General features: G+C 45.8%; 21 protein-coding genes. 11 read left to right on the plus strand and 10 right to left on the minus strand.

Annotated elements, in window-relative coordinates:
• Positions 1 to 13 precede the first annotated feature (13 nt).
• From MoGM_RS06740 to MoGM_RS06750, 3 genes are all read left to right on the plus strand, one after another.
• Positions 14 to 1,096, plus strand: coding sequence for a BACON domain-containing protein (locus MoGM_RS06740; protein ID WP_146078676.1), 1,083 nt, complete (start codon positions 14 to 16; stop codon positions 1,094 to 1,096).
• Between the two features lie 110 nt (positions 1,097 to 1,206).
• A complete protein-coding gene (locus MoGM_RS06745) occupies positions 1,207 to 2,199 on the plus strand; it encodes a calcium/sodium antiporter (protein ID WP_104369369.1) in 993 nt (330 codons plus the stop codon).
• 584 nt (positions 2,200 to 2,783) lie between these two features.
• On the plus strand, positions 2,784 to 3,239 hold the full coding sequence (locus MoGM_RS06750; RefSeq protein WP_104369341.1) for a hypothetical protein: 456 nt from the start codon (positions 2,784 to 2,786) through the stop codon (positions 3,237 to 3,239).
• Positions 3,240 to 3,432: 193 nt separating this feature from the next.
• Here the strand turns inward: MoGM_RS06750 and MoGM_RS06755 are convergent, their stop codons facing one another.
• Positions 3,433 to 3,849, minus strand: coding sequence for a Fur family transcriptional regulator (locus tag MoGM_RS06755; protein ID WP_104369370.1), 417 nt, complete (start codon positions 3,847 to 3,849; stop codon positions 3,433 to 3,435).
• Positions 3,850 to 4,024: 175 nt separating this feature from the next.
• On the opposite strand from MoGM_RS06755, the gene MoGM_RS06760 reads away from it, so the two are divergent.
• The gene (locus tag MoGM_RS06760) at positions 4,025 to 4,768 is read left to right on the plus strand and encodes a hypothetical protein (RefSeq protein ID WP_104369342.1); all 744 of its coding nucleotides are present in this window, start codon (positions 4,025 to 4,027) and stop codon (positions 4,766 to 4,768) included.
• A 138-nt stretch (positions 4,769 to 4,906) separates the two neighbouring features.
• Positions 4,907 to 6,193 carry an acetylxylan esterase gene (locus tag MoGM_RS06765; protein WP_104369343.1) on the plus strand — a complete coding sequence of 429 codons (1,287 nt, stop codon included), beginning with the start codon at positions 4,907 to 4,909 and terminating at the stop codon, positions 6,191 to 6,193.
• Between the two features lie 222 nt (positions 6,194 to 6,415).
• Here MoGM_RS06765 and mnmA read toward each other — a convergent pair whose 3' ends face one another.
• Positions 6,416 to 7,486 (minus strand): tRNA 2-thiouridine(34) synthase MnmA, encoded by a 1,071-nt coding sequence (gene mnmA, locus MoGM_RS06770; RefSeq protein ID WP_104369344.1) that lies wholly within the window; start codon positions 7,484 to 7,486, stop codon positions 6,416 to 6,418.
• A gap of 167 nt (positions 7,487 to 7,653) precedes the next feature.
• On the opposite strand from mnmA, the gene MoGM_RS06775 reads away from it, so the two are divergent.
• The 5 genes from MoGM_RS06775 (at position 7,654) to MoGM_RS06795 (ending at position 13,808) form a co-directional block, all read left to right on the plus strand.
• Positions 7,654 to 8,625, plus strand: a complete 972-nt coding sequence (locus tag MoGM_RS06775; RefSeq protein ID WP_104369345.1) for an SPFH domain-containing protein — start codon at positions 7,654 to 7,656, stop codon at positions 8,623 to 8,625.
• Positions 8,626 to 8,723: 98 nt separating this feature from the next.
• Positions 8,724 to 8,933: an Arc family DNA-binding protein gene (locus MoGM_RS06780; RefSeq protein ID WP_104369346.1), complete on the plus strand. Its 210-nt coding sequence runs from the start codon at positions 8,724 to 8,726 to the stop codon at positions 8,931 to 8,933.
• Positions 8,934 to 8,978: 45 nt separating this feature from the next.
• Positions 8,979 to 10,190: a S9 family peptidase gene (locus tag MoGM_RS06785; protein WP_104369347.1), complete on the plus strand. Its 1,212-nt coding sequence runs from the start codon at positions 8,979 to 8,981 to the stop codon at positions 10,188 to 10,190.
• Positions 10,191 to 10,755: 565 nt separating this feature from the next.
• Entirely contained in the window at positions 10,756 to 12,057 is a 1,302-nt protein-coding gene (locus tag MoGM_RS06790) for a hypothetical protein (protein WP_146078677.1), read from the plus strand.
• Positions 12,058 to 12,452: 395 nt separating this feature from the next.
• On the plus strand, positions 12,453 to 13,808 hold the full coding sequence (locus MoGM_RS06795) for an MATE family efflux transporter (protein ID WP_104369371.1): 1,356 nt from the start codon (positions 12,453 to 12,455) through the stop codon (positions 13,806 to 13,808).
• A gap of 111 nt (positions 13,809 to 13,919) precedes the next feature.
• Here MoGM_RS06795 and MoGM_RS06800 read toward each other — a convergent pair whose 3' ends face one another.
• Positions 13,920 to 15,008 (minus strand): nucleotidyltransferase family protein, encoded by a 1,089-nt coding sequence (locus MoGM_RS06800; protein WP_158249568.1) that lies wholly within the window; start codon positions 15,006 to 15,008, stop codon positions 13,920 to 13,922.
• A 293-nt stretch (positions 15,009 to 15,301) separates the two neighbouring features.
• On the opposite strand from MoGM_RS06800, the gene MoGM_RS06805 reads away from it, so the two are divergent.
• Positions 15,302 to 15,610 (plus strand): hypothetical protein, encoded by a 309-nt coding sequence (locus MoGM_RS06805; protein WP_104369350.1) that lies wholly within the window; start codon positions 15,302 to 15,304, stop codon positions 15,608 to 15,610.
• Positions 15,611 to 15,689: 79 nt separating this feature from the next.
• Here MoGM_RS06805 and MoGM_RS06810 read toward each other — a convergent pair whose 3' ends face one another.
• From MoGM_RS06810 to MoGM_RS06840, 7 genes are all read right to left on the minus strand, one after another.
• A complete protein-coding gene (locus MoGM_RS06810; protein WP_199181773.1) occupies positions 15,690 to 16,799 on the minus strand; it encodes a glycosyltransferase family 4 protein in 1,110 nt (369 codons plus the stop codon).
• 178 nt (positions 16,800 to 16,977) lie between these two features.
• Positions 16,978 to 18,030, minus strand: a complete 1,053-nt coding sequence (locus MoGM_RS06815; protein ID WP_255401874.1) for an acyltransferase — start codon at positions 18,028 to 18,030, stop codon at positions 16,978 to 16,980.
• A gap of 138 nt (positions 18,031 to 18,168) precedes the next feature.
• Positions 18,169 to 19,380 (minus strand): radical SAM protein, encoded by a 1,212-nt coding sequence (locus MoGM_RS06820; RefSeq protein ID WP_104369352.1) that lies wholly within the window; start codon positions 19,378 to 19,380, stop codon positions 18,169 to 18,171.
• 115 nt (positions 19,381 to 19,495) lie between these two features.
• The gene (locus MoGM_RS06825) at positions 19,496 to 20,317 is read right to left on the minus strand and encodes a phosphorylcholine transferase LicD (RefSeq protein WP_104369353.1); all 822 of its coding nucleotides are present in this window, start codon (positions 20,315 to 20,317) and stop codon (positions 19,496 to 19,498) included.
• 1 nt (position 20,318) lies between these two features.
• Positions 20,319 to 21,368, minus strand: coding sequence for an NAD(P)-dependent oxidoreductase (locus MoGM_RS06830; protein WP_104369354.1), 1,050 nt, complete (start codon positions 21,366 to 21,368; stop codon positions 20,319 to 20,321).
• The gene (locus tag MoGM_RS06835; protein ID WP_104369355.1) at positions 21,368 to 22,087 is read right to left on the minus strand and encodes a 2-C-methyl-D-erythritol 4-phosphate cytidylyltransferase; all 720 of its coding nucleotides are present in this window, start codon (positions 22,085 to 22,087) and stop codon (positions 21,368 to 21,370) included. The genes MoGM_RS06830 and MoGM_RS06835 overlap by 1 nt, the downstream gene beginning before the upstream one ends.
• Positions 22,084 to 22,824, minus strand: a complete 741-nt coding sequence (locus tag MoGM_RS06840; RefSeq protein ID WP_104369356.1) for a glycosyltransferase family 2 protein — start codon at positions 22,822 to 22,824, stop codon at positions 22,084 to 22,086. The genes MoGM_RS06835 and MoGM_RS06840 overlap by 4 nt, the downstream gene beginning before the upstream one ends.
• Positions 22,825 to 22,904: the final 80 nt, after the last annotated feature.

Below are 22,904 nucleotides of genomic sequence, written 5' to 3' on the forward strand. Positions count from 1 at the left end.
ATTAATATCACTTATGAAAATCATCAGACTATTTATCATGGCAGCCATCATACCCATGATGGCATCATGCCTCAACGACAATGGGGGCAACTCAGGATTCAGTGGAGCCGGCGGCACAAGCGGCTATGCAAACACGGCCAACGGCTACATTCAGTTCGCCTCGATAGGCAACTGGTACATAGTACAGGACGGGAGCAAAGATTGGCTCAAAATAGACCTTATGCGCGGAAACGGATACAGTTTCTATGTAATCCCGACTCATTTCGAACAGAACAAGACCGGACTTAAACGCACCGCGAGAATAACTATACAGGATGCCAATGAGCACGATGCTTACAGCACATTCTACCTCGCACAGTATGCCACCAGAGGCGACGGCTCACTCGGAAACGCACCTCTCGTAAAAACGATAAAGGGTGACGATGGAACAGATATCACAATCACGTATGACGATAAATGCCGTCCCACAACATTCAAGATGCTCAGGAACGGAGCCACGAAACACAACATCGGTTTCAACTACAACGATAAAGACACCACACTATACGTAACCACAGGGTCAAACACGTTGGAAGGCCGATTTGACGAAGGTTACCAGCCGGACAATCTCACTTCTGAAACCGACACCGTGGTATACAAGAGCGGCATCGTTGCCAACTCGATATCAATGAGCGTCGAACGGCTTCTTGCCGGAGGTGAAAGATCGGGAGTGTCCCACCTCGTTTCAGGCGGGCAGCGATTTGGAGCAGACGACGAGCACATCGCCGACAGCCTTAAATACAGGCATATATATCCCGACGGCAGACCGGTTTACGGCGAAGACTTGAAGCTGCACTTCGGTGATGAGAAAACAAGGGTTAGCAACCGCAACCAATCGGTAGATGCCAACCAATTACTGCTCGGTGCCGACGAGTGCAACCCATTCATGCTGCTCTCACTCTTCCGCAACATGCGCAACAGCTACGTGATAACGGAGGCTACAGCGAAAAACGGCCGTTTCACAGTGTCTACCGTTCTTAACCCGGACAAGAGCATAAGCACGATGACCGTCACTGGCAAGACAGGCAATACCGTAAAATATATCTTCGGATACTAATACATACTACAAGAATGCCGGGAGCGCAAATCGGCCAACGATGCGTCTCCCGGCATTCTTGTTTCAAGGACATAAAATATCGACCCAAGACAAAAGAAAATAATACGGAAATGGCATTATACATAGTATATATCATAATAGGTATTGTTCTCGTGCTACGTGGAGCCGACCGGCTCACCGAAGGAGCATCCGCACTGGCCCGTCGCATGCAGGTTCCCGAAATGATTATCGGCCTGACCATCGTGGCCGCCGGCACATCGGCGCCAGAGCTGTTTGTCAGCCTCACATCGGCATTGAAAGGCTCCGCCGATATGGCCGTTGGAAATGTCATCGGCAGCAATATCCTCAACACTCTGCTCATCGTGGGATGCGCAGCCATGGTATCACCGATCACCATCTCACGATCCACCGTGTCGAAAGATCTCCCTCTCTCGGTTGCCATGACAGTACTGCTGATCATTCTCTGTCTCGACAATTTCTCCGGAATAAATATAAGGGGTAACACGATCGACCGGGCAGACGGAATGATACTGCTCGTATTCTTCACCACATTCATGGCATTCACCATCTATACCGTGAAACGAGAAAAAAACGAAATCGCGGCCGCCAATACAGGCAATGGAACGACAGACGAACATGCTTCCAATACCGGCATGCCGGTATGGAAAAGCATCGCTTTCATTTCTATCGGACTATTGTTCCTCATTATCGGCAGCGACCTTTTCTCTGACTATGCCACAAAAGTGGCCGCAATACTCGGAATGAGCGATGCCACCATCGGCATCACCATCGTGGCAGGAGGCACATCGCTGCCCGAACTGGCAACAAGCGTGGTGGCCGCCCGTAAAGGACAGTCGGCAATGGCCATTGGCAATGTCATCGGCAGCAACGTGTTCAACATCCTTGCCATTCTCGGAATCACGGCTGCCATCAGCCCGCTGACCATCACAGACATCACCATCACAGACCTTTGCGTGATGATTGCCGGAGCGGTGGCTGTATGGCTTTTCTCTTTCACGAGATATACCGTAAGCCGGACGGAAGGAGTACTGCTCACTTTAAGCTACATAGGGTATGCCGCTTGGCGGCTGTTCAATGTCTGACACACATTGCCGCATAGCCAAGCATTGCCGCCCACATACGCATAAACATAAGGCAACAAAATATACCGGTTGCCTATCAGATCAATAAAGCCATGAAAAACGGCTTTATTTTCTCAAACCGGAGAACCGATACGATAAAAAACATAATACGCAACAACATTTAAGCGGACATGGAATGATCTCCATGTCCGCTTTTTACAATAGGGCACCTTCTTATATTTTTATAAATGAATCTGTCAATCCGTTACAAGACGCTCGGTTGTCCGTTGCAAATCTCACTTTTTCGTTTTATATATTAATTCCGGCTGTTCATCGACCAAACGACCTCATTGACAGAGGAAGTTACCGCACAAGAATAATAAAGCAAAACAAACTGACACTCAATAACTTATCAACATAAAAACCATTACTATGTCCCGTTTATTACAACTATCAAGCAGTAAAATAATCTTATCACGTATGCCAAATGTTAAAAAACGTGTATTGATAATACAGAAGACCGCATCGGCATCTATGACATAGAGAATAAAGAGCTTAAAATAATCACCATCGACGGCAACCACGGTATTGATGCGGGAACAAGCGTGACTCCTACCGCCGTAAGCAACGACGGAACCGTGGTGGGATATACCACCGGCCAATGGTTTGACCCGCGTAACGCTATCATACTGAAAGCCGGTGAAGACCAGCCGAGACTATTGAAAGACGTATACGGCTCACTCGAAGAGCTTGCAGAGTATGACGACAACGGTTTCCATACCGTTACAGGCATCACGGGAGACGGAAGATACATCACCGTATTCGGCAGCGTTCTATCCGAGAAAGAGATTGACAGAGAGATTATTCCGACAGCCATAGTGAAATCATACGTACTCGATACAAAAGGCAACATCACCGACGGCATCAGCAACATAACAAATAACACGAAGAAAAACGCAGAGTACTTCACCGTTGATGGCCGCAGGATTTCCGCTCCGGTAAAAGGTCTTAATATCATAAAGACTTCCAACGGAGAGACAAGAAAGTTCTTCGTGAAATAATAAAAGATACTTTGTGATACACAAAAAAAGAACTCTTTTCATTGCACATAGACAATCAACTTTTGAAATGAAAAAGAGATAAAGGGCAAAAGATATTCATCATCAGAATATCAGATAAACAATGGGGGGACACGACATCGGTCGTGTCCCCCCATTGTTTTTATCACGTATATCCTGCCGGCAAGCTCCCTATTCATTTCCCGGAACACTCCGGGCACTGTCCCTTGAACATGTAGTTTACGGATTCGGGACGGTAACCGCGGGGCAACGACACGGCAGGCACAGGCACATTGTCAATGCAGAACGTGCGGTGGCAACTCTCACAGTAGAAATGCACATGTAGATCATCGTCCGCCTCGCCATCACTCGTGCACAGTTCGTAGCGTGCACTGCCGCCGCCGTCTTCTATGACATGCACGAGGTGATTGTCGCGAAAAATCGTAAGGGCACGGAATATGCCGGATTTATCAAGTGTCAATATCTTATGCTCAAGCTCTGTAAGCGACATAGGACGGTCGGCCGCAAGCAGCGCACGCACAACCAATATGCGATTGGCTGTCGGACGTATGCCGTGGGCAATAAGTATATCCGTATTTTTGTCTGCACCCATATTCCGCTTTTTACCCGCAAAAATAACAATCATTCCGCAAATGGCAAAATAAAACGCCGGCAACATCGACCTGTTAATGCTTTTTTTGAGTATCTTTGCGGACAGATAGGCTTCGCCTCAGTAATTTGAAACAAGTTTCATTACATTCGACTTGCACTATCTTTATATATATATTATGACACAGACAGACAAATATAAAACACTCGCAGCGCTAATACGCGGATATTTCACGGCATATATCAACGGTATATACGATGCGATGAACAAACAGAATGACGGTAAAATAACCCCGCTGACAATGAAAACACTTGCCATGGAGCACTATGAGAACATGGTGGGAGGCTTCAACGACACAATGTTCTTCATCATTTCACAACTCAATTACAGCCTTGACGAGATAGAGAAACAACTCAAGGCCATGGGCGCAGGCAACACCTCATTGTTCGAACTAATGAGAATGGCATGCCGCACGGATGAGATGTTCGAAGCCATGACAACCGAATACAAGCGTAATGTCACCGCTATACTCGAAGGCCGCTTCACAAAAGCGGTGGAACACTTCAAGAACTACACGCGAAACGGCACTGAAGATCCTGTCGACAACGAACTTGCCATAAGACTGCTGGTAAGGACTGTGATGACGGCTTACACCATGGGTATACGCGAGGCAAAGACCGGGAAGGCTACATTAAGACAGGCCACGCTGATCGGTCTGCTTACGGAGAACATAACACTTATATTGCACGACAAACCGCTTGACACAGCAAAAACAGACAGGATAAATACAATGGACGAATATATAAGGTATGTATGCGGCACAGACGAAAACATATGTGCAATGATGGACGAGATGAATGTGACATACGAGAACATCATCAAGAACGAAGGCATCATATCAAACGATGACATGGCAAACTGAAACGAAAGCCGGATAAAGGCCGCCATACATTATCCCTCATGCGGACACGCAATATCCGAAATACCGTACATCCACATATCGGAGAAATACAAACTACTGTTTAAAGAAACAATATCAATCATCTAAAAACTTATCCACATGAATAAAAAGAGTGTCATCATGCTGTTGTTTACGTGCTGCTCGCTGTCTGCGGCAGCACAGTTCTCGAAAGCGAAGCGGGACTACGTGGAATACATCATCACGACAGACCACAAAGACCGCAACTACAACACAGGAGAAGAGGCTATAATAAAAATAGAGGCTTACAAAGGCGGCATTCCGGTAGACGGAGTGAAGGTGTATTACAGCACGGGAGACGAGATGATGCCGTACAAAAAAGACTCAGCCACATTCCGTAACGGCACGGCAACCGTCGCGATGGGCACACGCAGCGAGCCTGGTTTCCGCTCGTGCAATCTCAATTTCACCGTATACGGCAAGACAATCAAAGACCTTGTCAAAGTGGCATACAGTCCGCAAGACATCAAAAGCCTGACACCCATGCCCGAAGACTTCGACAAATTCTGGCAGAATACGATGAGAAAAGCAGGGAAAACAAAACTGAGACCTGAGATAACACCGCTGCCGCAATACTCCACGGACAAGGTAGAAGTAAGTCTTGTGAAACTTACGGTAGGCCCGAACGGCAGAAACATGTACGGCTATCTCACCAAACCGAAAGGCAATGGCACTTATCCGGTACTGTTCTGTCCGCCCGGCGCAGGGTCGAAAAAGATCTCACCGACAACATATTACAGCGAGCTCGGATTCATATACCTGAACATCAACATCCACAACGGATGCAACCCTGAACTGGACGACGAGGAGTACAAGAAGGCCGAAGAAATCGCGAAAGACTACAACCGCAACGGCATAGGCTCAAAGGAAACGTTCTACTACCGTGACGTATATGCGGGATGCTCCCGCTGCATCGACTTTCTGTGCTCACTTCCAGAATGGGACGGTGTCAATGCTGGCGTAACAGGGGGCAGTCAAGGCGGCGCGCTGTCGATAGTCACGGCGGCATTGAACCGGAAAGTGACTTTCTGCTCGCCGTTCTACCCCGCCCTTTGCGATGTGCTCGGCTTCAAATACGACCGCGCCGGCGGCTGGCCGAAGTATTTCAGAAACACCACCGAACCGGCCGGAGCCGAAGAGACACTGGCGTACTATGACGTGGCGAACTTCGCACGACGTGTCAAATGCCCGGTGTTCTACTCTTTCGGGTATAACGACGAGACATGCTCGCCCACATCAACATTCGCCGCTTACAACGAGATTACAACAGAAAAAGTATTACGTGTGACTCCGACGAGCGGCCACTGGAGATTTCCCGAGACCAACGACGAGTCGGTGGAATGGATGAAAAGCAAAATAAAGAAGTGACAACGCAAGGAAATGCAGGTTGTGACGGCAAGGCAAAGAAACAATAACCTCGAGATAAAGAAATGACGGTCGGAAAATAGAAAACAATCCCCGAAAAACAAGAACAAGAATAACAGCAAGACCGTAATCACCCGAACACAGGGACACGGAGCCACAGAGGTATATCGCCCTAAATGACATTACACCCCGAGCTCCGTGTCTCTTTTTTTTACTTAATTCGTTTCAAAGCGTAATCTCGCCTGAACCGAAGCATCGGTGATGCCGCTCATCATACACAACACAGAACTGCCCCGGCGCCACTCCCTGTATAGGCCGTTCGGCATGAACGACATACGCCCCTTCGCCAGTCTGTTCGAGCGTAGCGGGATGATACTCCGGCGTATGCCGTATCTTGAACGTCACTCTGCCCATCTCCACCCGTCTGGTAAGAAAATGGAAATCGCGGATGGGGAATGTGCTCTTATATGCCGTGACCGGCTCGAAACCGTGGCTTACGTAAAGTATGTTTTCATCCACATCTTTTTTCACCGCATACCACGGCCCTCCGCCGAAACCCAGACCGTGCCGCTGTCCAATTGTATGAAACCAAAGTCCGCGGTGCCGGCCTATCTTCTTTCCGGTTTCCAGTTCCAGCACATCGCCCGGATTCTCACCGAGATACCTCCGGATATATTCGTTATAGTTTATCTTTCCCAAGAAGCAGATGCCCTGCGAGTCCTTGCGCTTAGCGTTGACAAGATGTTCGCGCTCGGCAATCTCCCGCACCTCGCCTTTCATATAGTGACCTATGGGAAACAATGCCTTACGCAACTGCCAGTCGTAAATCCGCGCGAGAAAATCGGTCTGATCTTTCACCGGGTCGGGACTTGTGACAAGCCACTTGTCACCATCTTCAATTTCCGTGCGGGCATAGTGCCCCGTAGCTATGAGGTCGTAGCCATGGCCTATCTTGTCGTGAAACGCACCAAACTTGATAAGCCTGTTGCACATCACGTCGGGATTAGGGGTGAAGCCCGCCCGCACCTTGTCCATCGTATAGCGGGTGACTCCGTCCCAATACTCGCGGTGACAGTCTACCACCTGCAACTTACAACCGTATCTGGCAGCCACCACCGTAGCCATCTCCATGTCTTCCTCGCTTGCGCAGTCCCACTCTTCCTGTTCCTCCGGGCCTATCTTTATATAGAAACAGTCGGGCGTCAGCCCGCGGCTTGCCAACTCATGCACCACCACCGAACTGTCTACCCCGCCTGAGAGGAGCACGGCGATCTTCTTGTCGTCTAACTTTTCCATAGCGCAAAATTAATCAAAAACAAAACAACCGGCAGTCTGAGACAGAGGGATTTGATATCCATTTTTGTTAAATAATATAAAATTCACGATACGACAAGTGTCAAAAAGTAAATCAATGCTTATCTTTGTGATATTAAAATGATATTACTTTAAAATATACTTAAAATATGGAAAAGAAAGAATTTGCATTCAACGGAATGAAAGTAAACGGCTTCATTATGCTTTTTGTCAATCTTATTTTGACTTTTTTGGCCATAGCGGGCATAGTATACGGTATCATATTGGACAGCGCCCCAGGAGGAGTTCTCATCGGCGCGTCTGTCACGACGCTCATAGCCACGTTCTTCATCTGGGGCGGTTTCGTGATGCTCGAACCCAATGAGGCCCGTGTGATGGTGTTCTTCGGCAAGTACAAAGGCACATTCACCGATACCGGATACTTCTGGGTAAATCCGTTCCTGACAACGAAAAAGCTATCGCTACGCGCCCGCAACCTCGATGCCGAGCCGATAAAGGTGAACGACAAGACGGGAAACCCGGTGATGATAGGTCTCGTGCTGGTATGGAAACTGAAAGACACGTACAAGGCAATGTTCGAAATCGACTCGCAAACCATGGCACAGGCAGGAACAGCAGGCAAGAACGAAGTGAACATCGGCACATCTGTGACAAGCATGATGAATGCCTTTGAAAACTTCGTGAAGACACAGAGCGACGCCGCTCTGCGGCAGGTGGCCGGACAATACGCTTACGACGACACCGACAACCACATCGAAGAACTGACGCTGCGTAGCGGAGGTGACGAGATAAACAAGCAGCTCGAAGAGAAACTCGACGAGCGACTGGCTATGGCGGGCATAGAAGTGGTCGAGGCACGCATCAACTATCTGGCCTACGCACCCGAGATCGCGGCTGTGATGCTGCGCCGCCAGCAGGCATCGGCCATCATCACCGCCCGCGAAAAGATTGTGGAGGGAGCGGTGTCGATGGTCAAGATGGCACTGGACAAACTCGCTGACGAGGACATAGTGGAACTCGACGACGATAAGAAAGCCGCCATGGTAAGCAATCTTCTCGTGGTACTCTGCGGCGACGAATCGGCACAACCGGTGGTAAACACTGGCACACTGAACCACTGATACGCCGCTCACAAATGACAAACATCCAAGCGGACGACAGTACACGGCTTGCGCAATCATGGCCGGCACCGCACTAACTCTCTTCAAAACCAACGGACATGGCGAAAAAAGAGACAAAGACAAAGAATTTCATACTCAGGATAGACAGCGAGATGATGGACGCCATCGAAGCATGGGCGGCCGATGAGTTCCGTTCTACCAACGGCCAGATACAGTGGATTATAAACGAGGCGCTACGCAAGGCCGGAAGAACTCCCAAAAAGAGAAACCGGACAGAGCGAGAAACAGCCCGGGAAGACACCCAATAATACCTGGAAGACTGAGAAACGACAAAAAACAACAAACATGATATAATGAAAAAAAGAAACATTCTCACACTGATTTGCATAGTGGCCGCAAGCATCAACGCACGTGCACAAGCCATAGACGGATCATGGAAAGGCGACATGAAAGTGGGACCGTCATCGCTGGCGGTCGTGATAAACATAAAAGACGGCAAGTGCACGATGGACAGTCCCGACCAGGGAGCGTTCGGCATAGAGACAACCGTAAACCACCTGTCGGCCGACTCACTCAACATATCCATCCCCGCCATCGGAGGTAAACTTGCCGGACACCGGAATGGCGACACACTGAAAGGAGCTTTCGTACAGATGGGCATGAGCTTTCCTATAGACCTCAAAAAGACCCTGATAGAACGGAAAAGACCGCAGACTCCACGGCCGCCGTTCGGATACACCACGGAAAAAGTGACATTCGACAATACGAAAGGAGGTGCCACGCTGTCGGGCACACTCACCTACCCTGCCGGATATGACGGCAAGGGCAATATACCGGTGATGATAATGGTATCGGGCAGCGGACAACAGAACCGTGACGAAGAGCTGTTCGGCCACAAACCGTTTCTCATAATCGCCGACCACATGGCGCGGAACGGCATAGCCACACTGCGGTATGACGACCGTGGAACCGGCAAATCGACTGGCGACATTGCCAATGCCACCACTGCGGACGCCATGGAAGACGCCGCGGCCGGCATCGACTTTCTACGGGCGAGCGGCAAATTCGGCAAAACGGGAGTTCTGGGACACAGCGAGGGCGGCACGGTAGCTTTCATGCTGGCCGCACGCGGCAAGGCCGACTTCATCGTCAGCATGGCCGGGTGCGCCGTCAGGGGCGACAGCCTGCTCCTCGAACAGACCAAAGCCATATCCGGCATACACACACTTACACTCGAACAGATCAGGAACATGGCCAAGGCGCAGAACAACGCATGGACAAACCACTTCATAGACTTCTCGCCGAGAGAGGACATCGAACGTACCGAATGCCCCGTAATGGCAATAAACGGAGATAAAGACTTGCAGGTAGACGCTACGATGAACCTCGAAGCCATTCGCCGCCACCTGGCCGGCAACAAGAACGTGAACATAAAGAAATACACGGGACTGAACCACATGTTCCAACACTGCGAGACAGGCAAAATAGGAGAGTATGCCGAAATAGAGGAGACCATGGCACCGGAAGTGCTCGAAGACATCGCCAAGTGGGTGTCGGAACAGTGAAGAACGTAATAATAAAGTCACGGATTTAACACTTTGTTTTTTGTAGAAACAGAAAAATCAAGGCGCTACGCATTGCGATACACAATGCGATAGCGCCTTGATCGCAATACGGAAATCCGCCTTACTTCCCGCAACGGGCGGCTGAATGGAAGCCGTTCGGCTGCCGATTGCTTTCCGTTTAGCGGCTAAACGGAAAGCAACGGGATACTAAACGCAACACAATCAGTATACTAAACGCAAACCAGAAATTTGCAAAAGCGGAATATCCAGAATATAAACAACATATATTTTTCGTATAACACTGATATACACCATATTGCGTAAAACAGCAAAATACGCCGATATTTGCGGCCGACGTATTTTAATTTTCAAGCGACCGAAATATGAAAGACCTTTTGTAAACATTATTCACTGCATTCAGAAAGATGCCGTTCCTACATTCATCATCATTTTTTACGGTGTCATTATCATATTATGTATCGTTTCTTGCTTGTGTCTCGTTTTTTTATTTTACCTTTGCAGAGTTAGGAAAAACAGCAAAAACACCGATACAAGCCTGATGAATATGAAAAAGAAAACAGTTTTTATTTTGATGATGGCACTGGCCACGATTTCAGCCTCGGCACAAAACCCATATATAGTGAAGACACGTGGGGCAAAGAAAGCGGCCGTAACGAAAAGCACGGCAACGGCCGCCGAAGACGAAGCCGAGCCGGAGGCCCGCGACTTCATTGGCGAGAACTTCAGGTTTTACAGTCTCTGCGACTGGCAGGAAGGCATGAAATTCATGGTAATGCCCGAGAAATACGATCTGATAGTCAACACGTTCTGCGACGCTGCCACGGGCAAGGAGGTGAGCAGCGGACGGCTGCGCCACAAAATAATGATATACAAGGGACACACAGAGACACCCGAGGGATTTGCGCTTGTAAACTTCCTGTGCACGGACGACAACAAGAACTACTACTACCGGATACCGAACGGCACGTTTGAAGACTACTGCTACGGCAAGCTCGGAGTGCCCACCCTCGCCTATCTCGGCGACGTGGACATAGCCCGGGAAAAACTGATAGGCATGAAACTGTATACCAAGGCAACCCGTTACAGGGTGGACACAGAGATGGACGGCGACGGATTTGAGGAGATTTCGGTGCCGCTTAACGAGGAAGTGACCGTGAGGGCGGTAGGCGCAGGCAGCCGCAGCTGCCCGGTCAAGATTATCGTGGAAGACAAGAAAGGCCGCGAGTTCTATCAGAGCGTGGCCATGAGCAAGACAAACAGCGGCATGCGCGACGACGAGTTCATAATGGACAAGGCAAAGTTTCTCTTCGCCGGATCGTTCGAACTGGCAGACGCCAATATCGCGGCGTCAAACGAATACTCCAAGTACATCGGGCGAAATGTATACACCAAGTATCCGACGAAAATGGAAAACGCCTCGGGAGTGATGGTCGGCATTGCCCGCCTGTCGACATTCAGGATAGAGAAGATACAGACACAGAACGGAACAAGATATGTGAGAATGACGCTGAAAAGCACCAACACCGGAGAGACGTTCGTAAAACAGGTGACATTCGTGAATGAAGACATCGCCGGCGACATCGACGGAGCGCGCGAAGACTACTATGGATACCTGTTCGGAGCAGGAATACCCGAGGGACTGAAAGGGCTGTCGGAAGCGAAACGTAAGATGATTCAAGAGGGTCGTGTGGCCGTGGGCTTCACAAAGCGCGAGGTGAGAATGGCAAAGGGCGAACCAGACAAGCACGCATCGGCGGAAAACGGCCGCACAGACTGGATATACAACGACGGAACGATAGTCAAATTCACCAAAGACGGCAAGGCTTTCAAGACTGAACATCACTAAGGACAAAGGCATACAGAGCTTTCTTTAATCGCAAAAGGCACGGAGGCACACAGGCTAATCCAGTATGATATGGTATAGCCGTATGCGCCTCCGTGCCTTTTGCGATTAAAGAAAGCAGTTCATAACCCACCGCAATTCACATAACGATACGATGCCAAAAAGCGGTTTCCTGTTGTTTTCTTCTCCACCGAAAGACAAAACACACGGTTTCAGACCGAAATAGATGTCTGAAACACCGTAAATGACAGTTTATTTGTAACTTTGCAGACCGAAACACTGACTGCCGGTGGATTTATGCCGGCACGTACAAGTATCGACACTAAAAATACAAGGAATTGAAATCAGGGAAAGACAAGAGCGGGAAACTGCTGGCATACATACGCGACGGACGGGCAATGACAAGACGGGAAAAACTGCGCCTCATCATCGAGATGAGTATCCCGTCGATGCTGGCTCAACTGTCATCGGTGCTGATGTTCTTCATAGACGCCGCCATGGTGGGCAGTCTCGGAGCGCGGCAGTCGGCATCCATCGGCCTGGTGGAGTCTACCACGTGGCTCTTTGGCGGACTGCTCGGTGCCGCCTCCATGGGTTTCTCGGTCCAGGTGGCCCACTGCTTCGGGGCGGGCAACTTCGAGCGGGCACGCCGTGTGTTGCGGCAGGGCATTGTGTGCACCCTCATTTTCAGCACCGCGCTCATGCTCACGGCCGTTGCCATCCATTCTCGACTGCCGTTCTGGCTGGGCGGCGGCGCCGACATCGCAGCCGACGCGTCTATGTATTTCCTAATATTCTCGCTTGCCCTGCCCATGTTACAGATGTCGAGCCTTGCCGGCAGCATGCTCAAATGCAGCGGTAACATGCGCATCCCGAGCATGCTCAACATCATGATGTGCGCTCTCGACGTGGCGTTCAACTACATATTCATATTCGTCATAGGCCTGGGTGTTGCCGGTGCCGCCGTCGGCACTCTGATGGCTATAACCGTGACGGCCTGCATGATGATGTATTTCATGATATTCCGCCCCGGCAAACTGTCGCTAAAAGGACGCCCGGGATCGTTCCGCCCAACGGCCGACTGCGTGAAAGCGGCTTTCAAGATCGGAGCGCCCATGAGCCTGCAACAGATACTTATGGGCAGCGCACAGATAGTGAGCACGGCCATCGTGGCTCCGCTCGGCAACATATCGATAGCGGCAAACACGTTCGCAATCACAGTGGAGAGCATCTGCTACATGCCGGGCTACGGCATAGCCGAGGCCGCCACCACGCTCGTGGGACAGGGACTGGGCGCCGGACGCCGGATGCTCACCCGCAGCTTCGCCCGTCTGTCGGTGGCACTTGGAATGACGGTGATGACACTCATGGCGGTACTCATGTTCGTCTTCGCCCCCGAGATGATGGCTATAATGACTCCCGTGGAAGACATACGCGCACTCGGCACCGCCGCACTGCGCATCGAGGCGTTCGCCGAACCGATGTTCGCGGCGGCCATCGTCTGCTACGGAGTATTCGTGGGAGCGGGCGACACGCTGAAACCTGCCATCATGAACCTTGCCAGCATGTGGGCCGTCAGGTTGTCGGCCGCCGCCATCCTCGCCCCGCACTATGGCCTGCGCGGAGTATGGGTAGCCATGGCGACAGAACTGATATTCCGTGGCGCCATATTCCTCATCCGACTGTTCAAAGGCGGATGGATGGAAACAACAAAGAAAGAAGAACCGTTAAAAAAGGGAAACGCGCCGGATTAAAGATACCCACGCTTCAGGCGCCAGAAGCGTTGATAGACATGAAAGAAAGGATCCCAAAGTACTTCGCGGGGGAAATAGGCGATAAAGAATATTTCAACCTGCCTTATCTTATTATTTAATTCCTTTCGCAACTCTTTTAAATTTAACAAGGAAATTAGCCCAAGCCTCATTAGGGAGAAGTTTTCTGTATTTTCTATACTGTCTCCAATGCAATGGCATTGCCATAATTTTTTGCCTGACAAAACCGACATTTCCTTTAAACGCAAATCGCTTTTTTCCAAAATTACCACCGGTCCAGATATCATCTACAATTATATCTGCTCCAAAAGAAGAAATATCAAAAGGTATTTTGTCTCTCGATAATCCAAGTTCGGCAAACAACACATAACCAATAGCTGCCGACATACGTTTAAGCCCTATCTGAGACAAATAACTATTCAAAGCATCTCTATCCAAACAACCAATCAGTTCTTGATCATTCAATACCATAGCAAGGTCACACATCTGGCGCCAGCCAAGACCTTCATTTAACAAATGGTACTGTATATGGATTATAAGGTGAAGAACGGTCAACGTAGCTGGCAAAGTCCTGACCCTTGCTTCTCTGATTTTTACAAAACTCCCATTTTCCTCAATAAGCTCATCTTGTATAATCTTTTGTAAATTATCCTGATAACAACCATATTGCATATCCGCTAATCTAATATGGTTTTCCACTATGACGTCTTCCAACCTATATGCCAGTTCTTTTTCATTCACCACAGAATAGCACCTTGTATTATTCTTTGCCCAAATATTTGCCTTTTCAACTTCTTGTCTTTTTGTGAAAAACAGGTCTATATCTCCTGCCTGACGATGATCAGGATAAGGATAGTAACGGCTTATCACCTGCCCTTTTATTACCATCGGGCTTAATCCCATGCTGGAAAAAAAATCACATATATGAATTACTCTATTGTCAAGTTTTTCGTTTTGAATTTCTATCTGTCTTACCAACATCACCCACCTTAACTTCAAGATTGTTGCCGGTTGTAAACCTTGTGGCAATAACTCCACTCCATCCAAAACGACTCCAACAACAGTTTGCACCACTGACATTTGAAACAAAGCATCCCAATCTACATGTTCAAACAGACGTAAATCGGGTGATACTCTATACATTCCACATCTAAGAAGTTCCAAAAACTGCTCATTAATCATAATTACAGGCTTATTATCGGGAAAGACGGTCATACAAAAGAGAATTAAAGCAATAGAAAATAATTGTATATAAGTTACTTACATCTCTTTCCGACTCAGGGCGCATTAAACCATATAATTGATATCCATCTGGATAAAGGGTAATAATATTATGTTATAAAAAGAACGAAAAAAGCACATCACAAGCCTTTAATCACAACAAATCTATTGCAGTGTTCTTTTATTTAGCATTTTTCAAGACATTCATTATGCTTAATCCGATGAAAAATATTATATTCGCAAAATAAATCAATATGAATAATCTTGCTAAAATATCAATATTGCTGATTATTGTCCTAAGCAGTTCCGCCTTTGGGGCTCAGCCAACAAGTAATAGAATAATCAGCAGCGCCGGGACACAAACTATAAATGCACCACAGGATTCTTTGGCTATGGATACGACAATGCAAGAAAAATCAGTAGATGAGACTAACATTGATTCATTGACAGTTGAACATAGCGCTATTGACACTACCTTATATCGGTCAGCAATGTTATATCAGGATAGTTTTCGCAACTTAAAGAAAACATATAATAAAGATGTTTTTTTAATTCAAATATGACCCATTCAAGGAAAAGATGAAAGAACCCTGGATAGGTGATATTTTGAAAGATTTTTTCAAATGATTATGAGAGTGTTTTTCATGTCGTTTCGGCTTCATAAACATACCTTGTTTGCTGTGCTATTATATTCCAATCATATGAGCCCATATCATAATTCACCCACGGCACCTGTCTCAGCATGACATCACACAAACGGTCGGCCAGCATCTCCACATCTCCCAAACGGAAATAGCATTGTTCAGGAAGACCGACTTCCATATTGGCGGGAATATCGCTCACTACTACGGGCAGGCCGTAGCTCATGGCTTCAAGCAAAGCGATGGGCAGCCCCTCGTGCGAAGACGGCAGTACATAGCACATGGCGTTGGTGAGCAGTGAATGAAGCCTGACGCCTTTGACAAAGCCCGTAAGCACAACACCGTTATCGAGAGCCATGCGTTTAAGCCGACGGGAGTAATCGTCTTCAAAGTCGGTGTCACCGGCCAGTACAAGACGCGTATTGCCGTCTATGACACCCCGTTCTTTCAACATCGCAAATGCCTCGACCAAGTCATGAAGGCGCTTTTCGGGAACGAAACGGCACATACCAAGGATATATCTGTTTTCCTCAATGCCAAGAGAACGGAAATAATCTGGAGCGGAACACTTTTCGGGAGCGGGAACACCGTTCGATATCACATGCACGCCACGAGTGCGGCCGTACTTATCGGCAATCAACCGCTCTATCACACGGGAAATAACGATGACATCGTCAGCAAACATGCAGCCCATCCGCTCACCGAGTTTCAGCATGGCCTTAGCCACTATCCCCCACTTGTCACGGTCATAATCGGGACCGTGATGAGTGAAAACGACTTTCAACCCTCTCATCTTGGCATACGGAACAAGCAACGCCGGGCCTATGGCATGGATATGGACAATGTCTGCCCCACACCTTTTCGCCTCGTTTATTGCCCTGAACGTATGTATTATGGCCTCAAACGACTTCTTCTTCGGCGTATCTACGTCTACGAGATGCACGCCGTTCCACCCGGTAAGCGGCTCACGTTCGGTCACGTAGTTCTTCCGGCGGGCCACTGTAACGTCGACACCCATGGCCGCTATCCTTGGGAACAGTTCCTCGCAATGGGTCTCCACGCCACCCATTATATTGGGAATGCCGCGCGTACCGGTAACAAAAACCTTCATGATATATTTTGATTTTCGGATTTTTATATTACTTTTGCCCCATAGAGGCAATATCACAATTAATGAAAAGATTTCTCACTGCATTATGGGAGCATCTCGTTTATGCGGGCATACTCGTCACGGTATGCTTCTCCTCATTGTGGCTGCTTGCCAAAGGGAAGAGAAAGAAGTAAATATCCTAACCAAATTTAGCAATAATTCCTTTCAAAAGATAATGTTTCATGACATGTGAGAAAACGATCGTACCGGTCATTACAGACACCGATACAACGATATACAGACAATCGGTATCGGATATAAAATTCTCCAAATGAAGTCGCTCGACCACACGAAACATTACCATGTGGCAAAGATATATTTCCATCGACAGTCCGCTGACATATTTTACGACCCTGTTGTTGAACAATATATTGTCGGAACCGATGGCATATATAAGCACGATTGTGAAAAGAACAAGTTCGCTAAGTAACAGGACAAAACTTGAATACTCCCATAAAGACAACACAAAAAACGTCAAAATACCCGCCAACATAATGCAACAGGCCATCCGATTGTGTCTATTCACAAATAAAGACAAAGGATTGCGATAAAGAAACACAAGCCCTCCGGCCATGAACAATGGCATACAATAAACAATATTTCCTCGCCCAATAACAGGCTCTGGACTCTCTCCATTGAAAGAGTACCGTGTAGCCATCCAAACCAACAACAATGTCGCGACAAGAACAATCCAGCCTCTACGCCTGTTGTCCATCAAAAAGACAAAGAAAGGGAACAACATATAGAAAACAAACACGACCCCCAAGAACCACCCTACTCCGATAACTGAAATATTAACGTCAGGAAGCAGACCAAAACACAATGTCATATCCGCAAACATCTCGTATAAAGAATACATACTCGGTGATATAATCACATCAAGAACACAAAGAGAAGCAAAGAACGGAAGTATTCTTATATATCTTTTCTTATAAAAAGAATTGGGAGTAATCAAACCGGCTTTAATCCGCTCATAATATCCGCAGCAAAGCGAAAAACCGCTTACGACCATGAATAACAGTGTAAAATCGGTAAACCACGGTATCAACGTGACAGTAAAATAGTTTTCAGACGGCTTCACAGAGATGTTTGCCAATACGTGCATTATCACTATTCCAATCGCCGCATACGCTCTAAGACCGTCAAGTGAACCGTAACGTTCAAGACGCTCTGCCTTTTCGGGGGGGTAAATTTATTTAACATAAGTACTCTGTTGTTATTATAGAAAACAGCGTGACAATCAATAATGGTCACACAAAACCTATTTCAATGCAAACAATGGCTTTTGCCATATCAAAAGCCACCAAACGCTGCATACGAAATAGGAATGTTACTTTATTTCAATCTCACGGTCTGTCTCAGCCTTCGTCGCCTCATAACCCTGACCGGCAACGTCGTCATTGACGATATCTTCGCCACGCCTGCCACGCAGAGCCTCTTTGGACACATCTGAAAGTCCGTTGTTTATGTCTGCATGTAAATCGCAAGTGGAGCAACGATCAAGCTGCTCTTTGGTCACTTTTCCGTCACGATAGTCGCAACACACCTTGTTTTCATACATGGAGTATTTGCCACCTAACAAAGACTTCAACTTATGCTTCAAAACCCAAAGTAGCGGAATACGGATATACTTATGCATCGCAGGACTCACGGAGCCTATCATCCAGCAGTTGCGGTTGCAATGCCTAACCTTCTTCCGCACTTCTTCCGCCTCGGAAGAGTTCCACAATTCATCCCACGTCTGACGGTTAAGATTCCCCATAACCTCCTTGTCCTTTGTACCGTTACAAGGCATCACATCTCCATATGGATCGATGAAAAACGTGTCGAAACTCATATCGCAAGGCAAAAGACGTGTCCGGCCATAAATATAATTAATCAGCCCGTGATTGAAATACGCACGGAACCATTTCTTCGGAGAATTGGACTTCAACAGTTCATTAACCAAATGTTCAAAGTTCTTTGCCACCATGGGACGGTCGTTGATGATGTTCTTCGCCTCAACAAAGTAGAATGAGTTGTGTAGCGATGCCGTGGCAAACTCCATCCCCATCTCGTTACTTAGATTATAAAGAGGAACGAGATCAGGAGCATTTTTATCCTGCACGGTCATTCCGAAACCGACATCCTTCATTCCCATCTCGCGCAGCTTTTTCAAAGTGATGTATCCACGGTTAAATCCGTCGTTAAGACCGCGTATCTCATTGTTTGTCTGCTCCAATCCCTCTATGGAGATACGGATTCCTATCTGCGGAAACTCCTTACACAGGTCGATTATTCTGTCTGTAAAAAATCCGTTTGTCGAGATTACGATACGGTCACTCTTCCTATAAAGCTCTCTCACCACGTCTTTCAAATCAGTACGTATGAAAGGCTCACCACCAGTAATATTGGTAAAATACATCTTCGGAAGTTTCTTGATTGTATCTATCGAAATCTCTTCCTCCGGTTTTGACGGTGCCTTATAGCGGTTGCACATAGAACACCGCGCATTGCATCGGTAAGTAACAATCACCGTACCGTTCAGTTTTTTTTCTGCCATTATAATAATTATTATTTATATTTTCTATCTCAGAACACCCATCCGGTTAAATGTTGTCCTTTTATCATTTTCAAAATTTTAGATATATCGTTGATGTAATTATTACATTTCCATTTTATTCAACTTTTGTCACATTATGCCTGTTACGTTCTTCAATTGGAGGCAACTGCATATAATCACCATAAAAATATCTCAAATAAACATCATTATCATCGATCCCATACACCATCACATCCTCAAAAGGCAATAAAGTTCCTTTACCGATCCATTTTTTAGGGATAAACTCTTTCAACATCATTGAACCACTTAAAGATGCTCCATATTCCATCTTGTCCAAATTATAATGGCTGCAAACCTTTCTATACAGATGTCCCATCCTTACCGGATTCAGTATTTTCTCTATATGGGTCATCCTGGCAAATTTTATCGCCATCGCTTCATGCCACGGACGCTTTTTATTCATATTAACGGCAACACTGAAATTCGAGAATTGATACAACATTCTTGTCATCAAATAAAAGAAAGAGAATATCTTCCGTTTAATCCCCGGAGCAGGAACTCCGTCAAACACGAGAATATCCATCCACGCGCCAATTTCTTTTTTCTCCATAGCGTTATTCAAATAAAAACGAGTATTCCTATCTATTATTCTAGGAACAAGCCATATATGCCCTGGAGTTTCAAATCGGCTTAAATACATACTGTCCGGAAGTTCCTTGTCAGCTACATCCAAGAAACGATTATATTCCTTACGAGTCATCAAGACATCTATATCATCATCCCATGGTATGAACCCTTTATGACGCACCAAACCTATCAAAGAGCCTCCGGTCATGTGATATTCTATACCATATTTCTCACAAATACTGATAAAAGTCTTAAAGATTTCAAACTCCGCCAATTGAAGCGAAGACAAATGTGACAAATCTGTTTTCATTTTACTTATTTTTTGTCTTAATAGAAATACTACTTATATAGCGAGCAAACATTTCATACAAACCATATTTCGGTCTCCATCCCAATTCCTTTAATTTATCACATAAAAGAGGCAGCTTTGTTACCGGAGCATATCCCAAATTATCATTCAGTTCCATAACGACTTTACTTTCTTTATTAAAATTAGAACAAAGAAAATAGGCCAATTCTTTTATTGAACAATAAGTATCCTCATTTGCCACATTATAAGCCGCACCATCCTCACCTTTTAATAATATATACAACAAAGCCGTAATACAATCCACCGTATAACAATATGGTTTCGAAGATTCGCCCGATGTATGTAATACTATATCTTCTCCATTTATTATTTTTCGAGCGAACTGGGCAAACACACGATTATCATTAGCAGATACCCCCGGACCAAATGTTTGCGTCAGACGTGCAATCTTTACCGATACACCATATTCTTTTGAATACGCATGACATATTGTTTCCGCAGCACGCTTACCCATCGAATATGAGCTTCTCACATCCAACGGATCTATATACCCCTGATTTTTCTCATCTATCACATTCTCATTTAATATACTTCCGTAGCACTCCAATGAAGAAACATAAACAAAACTTCTCACACTTCTCTGTTTGGCATATTTCAGAAGTTTTATCGTACTTAGCAAAGACAGTTCAAATGTCTCAACTGGGTTATCTATAAAGTATTTACTTACAGTAGGACTTGCACAATGAAAAATAAAATCATAAGATTCATTTGTTGTTTCAATGAACTCCATCAAATCCCCGACATAAACATTTAAATGCTTAAAAATATCATCATAAACCGAATATGCCTTTTCTTTATCACGAACCGGACAAGTGATCCTTATACCCAAATCATGTTCCATATTCAATGCCATAAGACATTTCACCAATATGGATCCGATCAGACCTGTACCACCGGTAACTAATATATATGTTCCTCTCAATCGCTCATACAGACCAAAAGACCTCACAAAATCATGTATGTCCTGCTTTAATATCATACTATCCATCATCAAAATCCGAATATCTGTTGATTTTCATGTACCTCAACCATTGCCCTAAAAACAAAGAAATCTGTTGGTGTCGTTATTTTTATGTTCTCCATAGGGCCTTGCACTATTCCCAGTTCATATCCATAATGCCTCATCATAGAACAGCTGTCTATAAAATCTGTAATACCATCTTTACGTGATTTCCTATGTGCTGTCAATATATCTTTCAAATAAAAACTCTGAGGAGCGCGGGCTATCATTGTATCGGATCTCTTAGGAATATCCATCGGATTTTCTTTGTTTCTCATAATAACGGTTTCAATAGCCGGAACACAAGTAATACAACTTCCCACTTCCTTTACTTTCCGTATATTAGCGGTTATAACTTCTTCTGTTATCAAAGGCCTCACACCATCATGAATAAGTACAATCGTATTGTCACCTGCGGCATATTCCTCTACCGCACAAAGTCCTTTATAAATGGAATCTTGCCCCGACTCCCCACCCGGCACAACTCTTACAACCTTGTTTATCTCAAATTTACGAATCATCTTTTCCAAAAAAGGAATCCAAGATTCAAGACAAACAACAATTATTCCATCTATATCCGGATGATTGTCAAACAATTCAATGGTATAGATCAAAATTGGCTTACCGTTCAGTTCCAAAAACTGCTTAGGCCTGGATTTCGTATTCATCCTGTTGCCAGAACCACCTGCAAATATTACGGCTATATTCATCTCTTCATTATCTTTAATAGTCTTCTGTAGAATAATGCACAAATATTAAATGTCATTATCCTAAATGTTTTTAGCAACGGATTTTTTACGTATTTATCTTTAGAATAAATACTATAACGCTCCTTAAACTGTATAAAAAGGCCACTGAATTTTGACGAAACACCGTCCATCGTAAAATACGCAATATCATCATCAATATTTAAAACCCTGCAGCCAGCATTCTTCAACCTTACATGGAATTCTGTATCCGCACAAATTCTATAATCAGTATCATAACCTCCGAATTTTTCAAGTAAAGCACGCCTTGTCATCTTTGCCTGATGATTTCCATCGTACCCTTCTGACTTCCATTTTTTGATACTTCCATCTGGTCTTACCAACAAAATAGAACCGCTCACTATAGCTTCATCTTTTGTTTGTACGGACATTAAAGCATTTGTACCATCAGTAGTCAACTTATCATCACTACCAAGATACATTACCCATTCTCCCGCCGCGTTACGCCAACCTTTATTGAATGCATCATAAATCCCCTTATCTGGTTCCGAAATCAATCTAAATCTTTTATCTACCCGAATAAATTCTTCCACGATATTAACGGTACTATCCGTAGAAGCCCCATCTACAACCAAACATTCCCAATCTTGAAAAGTTTGATTAAGAACACTTTCCATTGCCACAGCCAATGTCTTTTCTGAATTATATGTAGCAATTACTATTGTAATTTTAGGTAACATATTTATTTTTTTATTTTTTTATTTTTTTATTTTCGAATAACTTTCACAAAACTATTATACACCAATTATTTACCTTATAA

It is taken from the genome of Prevotella sp. MGM1 (assembly GCF_002933775.1).
Classification (GTDB): Bacteria; Bacteroidota; Bacteroidia; order Bacteroidales; family Bacteroidaceae; genus Prevotella.